This is a genomic window from aff. Roholtiella sp. LEGE 12411 (genome assembly GCF_015206995.1).
Classification (GTDB): domain Bacteria; phylum Cyanobacteriota; class Cyanobacteriia; order Cyanobacteriales; family Nostocaceae; genus Komarekiella.
The window spans coordinates 1-7,371 of the sequence record NZ_JADEXR010000224.1 but is presented as its reverse complement, the minus strand read 5'-3'; the positions used below and the strand labels follow the sequence as shown (position 1 = coordinate 7,371).

9 protein-coding genes are annotated in these 7,371 nt (G+C 44.0%); 5 read left to right on the top strand and 4 right to left on the bottom strand.

Translation table 11 applies throughout. The features are described from left to right. The coding region (locus IQ246_RS27900) for a hypothetical protein (protein WP_208492332.1) at positions 1-543 on the top strand (543 nt) is incomplete at its 5' end. A 52-nt stretch (positions 544-595) separates the two neighbouring features. Then, positions 596-1,984: a hypothetical protein gene (locus IQ246_RS27895; protein WP_194006538.1), complete on the top strand. Its 1,389-nt coding sequence runs from the start codon at positions 596-598 to the stop codon at positions 1,982-1,984. Positions 1,985-2,300: 316 nt separating this feature from the next. Here the strand turns inward: IQ246_RS27895 and IQ246_RS27890 are convergent, their stop codons facing one another. Together IQ246_RS27890 and IQ246_RS27885 are read right to left on the bottom strand one after the other, a co-directional pair. Continuing rightward, positions 2,301-2,822 carry a hypothetical protein gene (locus tag IQ246_RS27890; RefSeq protein ID WP_194006536.1) on the bottom strand — a complete coding sequence of 174 codons (522 nt, stop codon included), beginning with the start codon at positions 2,820-2,822 and terminating at the stop codon, positions 2,301-2,303. Between the two features lie 267 nt (positions 2,823-3,089). Further along, positions 3,090-3,779: a thermonuclease family protein gene (locus tag IQ246_RS27885; protein WP_194006535.1), complete on the bottom strand. Its 690-nt coding sequence runs from the start codon at positions 3,777-3,779 to the stop codon at positions 3,090-3,092. Positions 3,780-3,925: 146 nt separating this feature from the next. On the opposite strand from IQ246_RS27885, the gene IQ246_RS27880 reads away from it, so the two are divergent. Both IQ246_RS27880 and IQ246_RS27875 read left to right on the top strand, forming a co-directional pair. Continuing rightward, positions 3,926-4,243 (top strand): hypothetical protein, encoded by a 318-nt coding sequence (locus tag IQ246_RS27880; RefSeq protein WP_194006534.1) that lies wholly within the window; start codon positions 3,926-3,928, stop codon positions 4,241-4,243. A gap of 97 nt (positions 4,244-4,340) precedes the next feature. Next, on the top strand, positions 4,341-5,318 hold the full coding sequence (locus tag IQ246_RS27875; RefSeq protein WP_194006533.1) for a site-specific integrase: 978 nt from the start codon (positions 4,341-4,343) through the stop codon (positions 5,316-5,318). 656 nt (positions 5,319-5,974) lie between these two features. Here the strand turns inward: IQ246_RS27875 and IQ246_RS27870 are convergent. Together IQ246_RS27870 and IQ246_RS27865 are read right to left on the bottom strand one after the other, a co-directional pair. Continuing rightward, a complete protein-coding gene (locus IQ246_RS27870; RefSeq protein ID WP_194006532.1) occupies positions 5,975-6,319 on the bottom strand; it encodes a hypothetical protein in 345 nt (114 codons plus the stop codon). Between the two features lie 27 nt (positions 6,320-6,346). Next, complete coding sequence (locus IQ246_RS27865; RefSeq protein WP_194006531.1) at positions 6,347-6,586, bottom strand: hypothetical protein; 240 nt, start codon at positions 6,584-6,586, stop codon at positions 6,347-6,349. A 285-nt stretch (positions 6,587-6,871) separates the two neighbouring features. Here IQ246_RS27865 and IQ246_RS27860 point away from each other — a divergent pair, with 285 nt between their 5' ends. Next, positions 6,872-7,306 (top strand): hypothetical protein, encoded by a 435-nt coding sequence (locus IQ246_RS27860; RefSeq protein ID WP_194006530.1) that lies wholly within the window; start codon positions 6,872-6,874, stop codon positions 7,304-7,306. Positions 7,307-7,371: the final 65 nt, after the last annotated feature.

Genomic DNA, 7,371 nt, shown 5'->3' with positions numbered 1-7,371 from the left:
GGCTTTAACCCCGCCCAATTCTTGGCCACCAAATCAGAGATTATGGTGGGGGACTCAGACCCCTGTTCCCTCTGGTTACGGGCAGAGGGCGAAAACAGTATTCCTCCTGCCTCCTGCCTCCTGCCTCCTGCCTTTCTTGTTGAAACTAGAGATGACACCGTAACTGGTGTAACGCCTGTTGTCACAGAGACTGCAATTGAGTTAGTGACAAACCAGCAAACTGACAATTCTCAACAGAAATCCCTGGTAAATGGCGCTGTTGAAGAGGTCGGGACAAGGTTAAAGGGCAAAGGGTCAGGGGAAATCCCGTCCCAAACCCAGTACCCCACGGGAGCAACCACACCAGAAATTACCTTTGGTGCAAAGGTGCGGGTTTACTTTCCTGGTAGTAAGCGACACGACAAAGTTGGGATTGTCGCGCGGTTTGTTTTTGAGCATGGGGTGAAACAGGCGGTGGTCATCTTAGAGGACATCGAGGACAAGTTAAAGCATTTCCTCTGTCCACTCGCAGGCAGTGATTTAATGCGACTGGATCTTGTTTGAAAAATTCATCAACCATTTGATGAGGCGATCGCAAACAATTGTGTTTAGAGCCATGCTGACACTAGATAGAAAACAAAGCACAGCAATCGATTACGATTTGATCAACAGCAGCATCAAAGAAACTTTCACCGCCATCGACCGATTCGAGTCCCAGGCGGTAGATGAAATTCTCTTGATGCGAGAACAACATATATATAAGGATGCTGGCTACCAAAACTTTGAAGAATATTGCACTGGCGAATTATCTGCTTGGGGCGGTTATCGGCGAATCAATCAGCTGCTAGGAGCGCATAAGGTTATTGTTGCTGCGGGAGAATTGGGCGAACACATCAAAAATGAGCGCCAAGCTCGTTCACTGCTGCGGCTAGCCAAAGAACCAGAAAAATTAAAACAAGCCGTAGCGATCGCACTTGAAGGCAACTCCTCCCCTAGTGAAGCCGACTTTGCTGCTGCTGCTAAAAAAGTGGTTCCTCCGCCACCACGCAAAAAAGTCAAAGAACCATTGGTTCCTGAAAATATTGAAAGCATCGCATTTCTCAAAGAGCAGCACAGGCTTGAGTTAGAGCGACTGGAGCCAGAATTGAGGATTGGCTTGCAAGTTGAAGCAACCGCCAGAGCCGAAGCACAAATGAAGGAGCAACTGTCGGCATACCAGGAATTACTACAGCAGCAGAAACAGCAAAATTTCCAGTTACAGCAGCGCTTGGATGAAATGGAAGGATTGAGGAAGCTGGAGACGGAGAATCAGCGACTCCAACAACGAATCCAGGAGCTAGAACACGCCGTGCAAGAGCGTCCTAGTCAACAATGGGGAAATACCATGACTGCTCAGGCGACTAAAGCTTTGAACAAGCAGGTGAAACAGTCCCTAGAGAAAACCATTGATTTGCGATCGCTCTCGGTTGAACCGCCCAAGGAAAATGCCCAAGAATGTTTGCGGCTTCTTGGTATGGCATTAAAGCAGATTGCTAGCGCTATGAACAACGCTCAAGCGTTGGAAGCTGCGGCAATAATTCTGGGGAGTGAGCCGACACCACAGGCTATAGCGATAAGAACGGAGCAATTGCAGCTACTACCCCAGGCGGTTAGTGAGATTCGGGAGGTGTTGTCCAAGCCTAAGTGCAGTTGGCAGGACTATTGGGCAGTGGCCGAAAAATATCAGTCAATTGAGAAGGACTATCGGGGAGAATTGACCACCCAGGAGACAAAGCTGATTACCGCACTCCAGAACGCATCTACTGAACCTCCAACAATTGGCGTTGGTTCTATCGTGGCCCACGCTGATCCTTACCGCACTTTGTATGCGGACAAGGGTGAGGTGGTGCAGGACTTGGGAGACGAGTTGGTGGTTGCCTGGGGTCATTGGCGGAACGAGTCCAAGAAAACTGACAGGTATTTCCGAAACGAATTGCGTTTTTGGCAGAGCGAGTCACACGAATAATGTGAGCGGAATATGGAGTACTTAATTTTTCTAGTATTTGTGCTGAGCAATTAATGCTACTTTTTCATTTAGCTCCGATTTTTCTAGGAAGTTTTTATTGTTGTGGAGTAATACTTACAGCCATTTTTATTGCTAAATTTCTAGGGAGTTCTAATTAAGTTTATTTTTATCAGACTTCTGGTTTTAAAGTAATAATTATCACTTATATTCCGATTTTGCTCAACCTGGAGTTAGAACATAGGCATGTATTTTGGAGAATCAGTCTAGCGATCGCCTGATAAATGTCGCGTAAAGCAAGATATGGCAGTCACAATAACTAATTAATTCCACGCGGGAAATATAACGAATCACCGATAAGTCTTCTATCCTCAATTTCCTCTCTGTTATAAGCTAAAGCTTCTTCTAGCCTGTCACCAAATTTTTGATTATATTCTACTTCGGTACGCTTACACTCAAATGCTACATCTGCTCGTCGTTCAATTGTTTCCATCAAAGAGGCTTGAACAAGTGCCTGTGCTATTGCATTATTTTTGAGCGCACGGTGAAACCAGTACGCAGTAGCTAATTCTACAGGAATAGGTTTGATGGAACCACCATACCCTTCCACCTCAATCATCGGTTCTTGTAATACCCTTCTGTTCTTATAAGGTAAAGCCTGGGACGATTTCCCCTGTAAAAAGTCTAGTAAGTCATTACTTGGTTTATCAATCGCCGCCGTGACTGACTCAACATATAGTTTGTAACTACCATCCGGCAAAAGATAAACATCTAGCGGAATAGAGCCTAAAGAAATTGTTGCCTTCACGGCTTTCTCTCTTGTTGTAGTAGGTGCTGCCATAAGTAATTGCCCTAATAATTATTTTGATTAACACAACTATTTTTGCTGTTTTCGCAGAATTTAGCCAGGATTTTCTCTTTTTAGAGTGCATACCAAATCTCTTTGTAAAGATTTCTTTGCAAAACAATGGAGAGCCACATTGGCTTAAGTTATAGAGTTTTTCAGCGCACATGGTCAATAGGAAATGTCTGACTAACGCACATCGCAACGAAAACCCTAGTTTGATTGAGAATTTAGCGATGTAATTGATAATTTAACTTAGATTTTCTATCGTTCACACCCAATGCCATCCCTATCTCGGTCAAAGCCATGAGGGTCAGGTGGCAACACCTTAAATCTTCGTTGCGTAATGTCTCGACAATTCAAATTGGATGAATTCTTAGGAATGCAAAAATCTGGGTAAGAGAGATCACAGTTACTCTGTTGTTGCCCTTGAGTTGGCTGCGAGGTTGACTTTTGAGTAATTCTGTGACGGAAGTCCCAAGGCATCACAGGATTAGCCTGACTCCAAAAAGCTAAACGCTGTTGTTTGGCTCTGTTTTCGCCTTGTAACAGACTATCTTTAGACTCTGGGCAGTTTTTGAGATACTGACGATAGACTACAGCCTGTCCCTCTTCCACCATATTGACATTGACATTGCGATTACCGACAAACACTTCTGCAACCAAGCGCTTATATTTGTCAGTTTCAGTAGAGCGTAGGGTAATTGTTTGTCCCACTGGCAGCAATTGTTTGAGTCTTGCTAATGATTGTTGTCCCCAAGGACTTTGTTTCGTCTCTGGTGCATCAATGCAAGCTAGACGCACAGTTACAGTTTTGTTACCAGTTCTCACACGTATTGTATCGCCGTCACCGATGCTTACAACTGTGGCACTAAAATTATTAGCAACAACAGGTAACGCCGTTTGAGCTAGAAATAGAATGCTAATTGCAACAAAGCTAAAGTTAGAAAACATAAGTATTAAAAATGACTCTAATTTTATGGTTCCCAGTTAGAAGTCAGTGATCGCTACCTACATTGATATCCTTGCCCCTAATCAAACTCAAGCGAAAAAATTACCCGCCTGGAACCATCGCTTGGAACAGACAGTAAACTGATACTATGGCAAAACTTCCAGAGTGCGATTGCTGTCTCTTATACTCACATAATCCTCACCTTGTCTGTACCGTCCATCCTAATGGATCAGTTGCTGACACCTGCTTGGACTTTCGAGAAGACCCCAACGCCGAACCAGTAGAACTATGGGAACCAGAAGGAGCCACTTATTACAACGGCGAGTTAATTGTGCAACCACAACAGAGGTGGACACAACAGCAAAAACGCTATTCTAAAATACCCTTTACGTTTGTTGTCCTTGCCTTGATTGAAGGACGAAATCGTTATTTCGTTAAATCGCTAATTCTTGCTGATAACTTTTGAGCAAGACTGACAAAAATAAGCGATCGCACTGGTACTAAGGTGTGGGAAAATTACTTATCCGAATGTGGCTTACGAGAAGCCATGTTCGGATAAGTAAATGCACCAAACCATTGAAAACTCGTCACTTAACCCCTTAGCCCTGACTGCGCCGACATCACTAATTGAACATCCGGCGACGGTTTATTTATCGCAACTTGCCCCCGGCTCCCGTCCAGCTATGAAACAAGCTCTAAATGCGATCGCTCGACTATTAACCGATGGTATTTGTGATGCGTTGACCTTAAACTGGGCAAGGCTGCGTTATAAACATACGGCGGCGGTACGAGCTACATTAATAGAGAAGCACTCACCAGCTTATGTCAACAAAATGCTGTGTGCTTTGCGACGAGTTTTAAAAGAAGCCCTACGATTAGAGTTGATGGACGCTGTTGATTTTGCTCGTGCTGTAGACATCCCCAATGTGAAAGTCACAAAGCAACTGCGGGGACGTGCGCTTAAAGAGAAAGAAATTGCTGATTTAATCCAAGCCTGCTTTGATGACCCCACTCCCACTGGTTACAGAGATGCTGCTCTTGTTGCCATCTTGCGCGGTTCAGGTGTGCGGCGGTCTGAAGTGGTAAATTTAAACTTAATCGACTTTGACTTGAACGATGGTGCTTTAATGGTACACAGTGGCAAAGGTGGAAAAGACCGGACTGTGTATTTACCTGATAGCGCCCTGACTGTCGTTTTAGATTGGCTTAGCATTAGAGGGTCTTCTTCTGGCCCTATGCTGTGCCATGTAAACAAGTGTGGGCGTGTGATACTGCGACGACTGACTTCTCAAGCAGTGCTGTTCATCTTGCAAAAACGCGGTGAACAAGTGGGAGTAACTGACTTTTCGGCTCATGATTTCCGCAGAACTTTCATCTCTGATTTGCTCAACTCTGGTGAAGACATTTCTACAGTACAAAGATTAGCAGGACACGCAACCTCTGACCAAACTGCTAGGTATGACCGTCGTGGTGAACAAACTAAACGCCTCGCTGTTCAAAAGTTGAGTATTCCTGGTTCAAGGAAAAAACCACTTCGTTAATTCTCAAAGGCAGTGAACAGGGCAGTAGCAAATATGGTGCTCCCGACCTAGGCTCAAGCACTTGCCCTTTCACTTTCACATTATATATATCAGCGCTCTTGCGGGATGTGGCATCAGTGAGAGGTTAAGGTGATGAACATTTTGTCAATAAGCAATAGTAATGAAATTTATGCGAAAAATGGGGCTAATCAACAGAATTTTTGGACGTGCGATCGCTGACCAGATTTAATGCTGAAACGCTGGCTCTTATGATTGATGAGGGGTATGGCAGGGATTAAACCAATTTGCTGCTTTTCGCTATCGCTGCGGCTTTGTTGCAGGGGACAGGGGACTTAAACCCCCAAAGTTGGGTAACGCTCGCCTGTATACTGTCTAGGTAATTATCTTCCAGTCCTGGCGCTCACTTGGGCGCGGACAGCGGTTTACCTAGAAGGGAAAGGGTTAAAGGTTTCCCTTTACCCTTTACCCTCTTCTTTACCCAGATATGAGCCAAACAGGAAAAAACAAGCATCGTTTTTACCTCCTACTTTATACTATCACTAGGAGTATAAGATATCCGAGGACTTTGAAAACTTTATACAATATTTACAGTAGGCTAAAACCTACCGAGTCGCATTTCATCCCGTGTCTGAAGCACGATATGCGGTGCTACGCACCTATATCTCACGGGCTTTCATCCTCCCGTCTATTCTTGTAAGTTTCCGGTTTCGTCCCCCTTGCGGGGTCATCCACTTATTAGAGCTATCAACCCTAAAATTGATGCCGCCATTTGAGAGAGCATACAAAGTCTGTTTAACTGTATTTGGATGGGTATCAGTTTGTTCGCCTATTTCCTTATAGCTTAGATAATTGCCCTGTATACATTCTAGGATAGCGATCGCCCTTCTTTCTGCTTTACCTATTAAGGGGTAAAGCCAAGCCTGCTCCGAAGGATGCAAATCGAGAAAGCGCCCAATTTGGGGAGCGAGTTTTGTTAGTCTATCAACGGTTGACTGATCCATAAGCTTAACGAAGATAAGATTTAATTCTCAGGCGGCTAGCTCCCCCAGCTTCTCTTCTATTTTCTTGTCAACAATCGCTTCAATTTCTTCAACCGACAATGGCTGCTTGCGCTGTATGACAACCTCACCAGATTGCAAAGCCGATAAGCCAAGTCTCAACGCTTCAGTAACGATCGCTGTTTTATCGGTTCCTTTATCTTTGGCTAAAGCTTCTATAATTTCCAAAATCTCCTCTGGAAGCCTAAAAGCTGCAAGTTTAGTAGCCATTTTAATAGCCTACATAAAATGATGTCTATTGATATCCATCAGAGTATAACACTTTTGTATAACAAGGTTAAACACTGTATTTAGCAATGTTTATTGCATAGATATTTTTTAATGTTATTCGATCCAAGTGCATAAAACTCTTATGCTTGTTTAGCCTAGAATCACTCATATACTTTGTTATACATTGTTATACTATATTTATAGGCGGTGAGAGAGGAATGCAATGAAAAAGCAGGGGATCTCTTGAGCCGGGGGGCAGAGGAGCACAGGTGCACAGGAGAGTTCTTGTATAAATTCTTTCTCCTCTGCCCCCTGCCCCGATGCCCCGATGCCCCCAGCAAGACTGCCTCTTATAAACTCCAATCTGCTCAATCGAAGGCGATCGCCTGCCTGGAAAACCTGCGATCGCCCCTTACACCAAAACCAACGAGGTTAATGATGTCTGATGATATTCTACGTCAAGAAATAGATGGTATCGAGTATTTTACAGTTATCAGTACTGGAGAATCAGGAATGAGTCAACGAGGATTGTCAAGGCTTTGCGGAGTTCGGCTTAGTACAATACAAAATATCCTTGAAAACCTGACCGAAAACAAAGCACCTTTTTGGCTTCAAAAGCTTGCAGAAGGGGGATTATACCTGACCGATAAAACCTCTTATAAGGGACTTCCAAGGAATAAATTACTCAACAAAAATCATAAGCTGACATTTAAACAATAATGATAATCATTATGAGGGGGTGAGAGGTGGTTGCCGACGGCAACCACCTCTCACCCCCTCAATTA

Coding starts and splice junctions, on each gene's coding strand:
- IQ246_RS27895 (WP_194006538.1), top strand. CDS start 596: ATGCTGACACTAGATAGAAAACAAAGCACAGCAATCGATTACGATTTG.
- IQ246_RS27890 (WP_194006536.1), bottom strand. CDS start 2,822: ATGGCAGCACCTACTACAACAAGAGAGAAAGCCGTGAAGGCAACAATT.
- IQ246_RS27885 (WP_194006535.1), bottom strand. CDS start 3,779: ATGTTTTCTAACTTTAGCTTTGTTGCAATTAGCATTCTATTTCTAGCT.
- IQ246_RS27880 (WP_194006534.1), top strand. CDS start 3,926: ATGGCAAAACTTCCAGAGTGCGATTGCTGTCTCTTATACTCACATAAT.
- IQ246_RS27875 (WP_194006533.1), top strand. CDS start 4,341: ATGCACCAAACCATTGAAAACTCGTCACTTAACCCCTTAGCCCTGACT.
- IQ246_RS27870 (WP_194006532.1), bottom strand. CDS start 6,319: ATGGATCAGTCAACCGTTGATAGACTAACAAAACTCGCTCCCCAAATT.
- IQ246_RS27865 (WP_194006531.1), bottom strand. CDS start 6,586: ATGGCTACTAAACTTGCAGCTTTTAGGCTTCCAGAGGAGATTTTGGAA.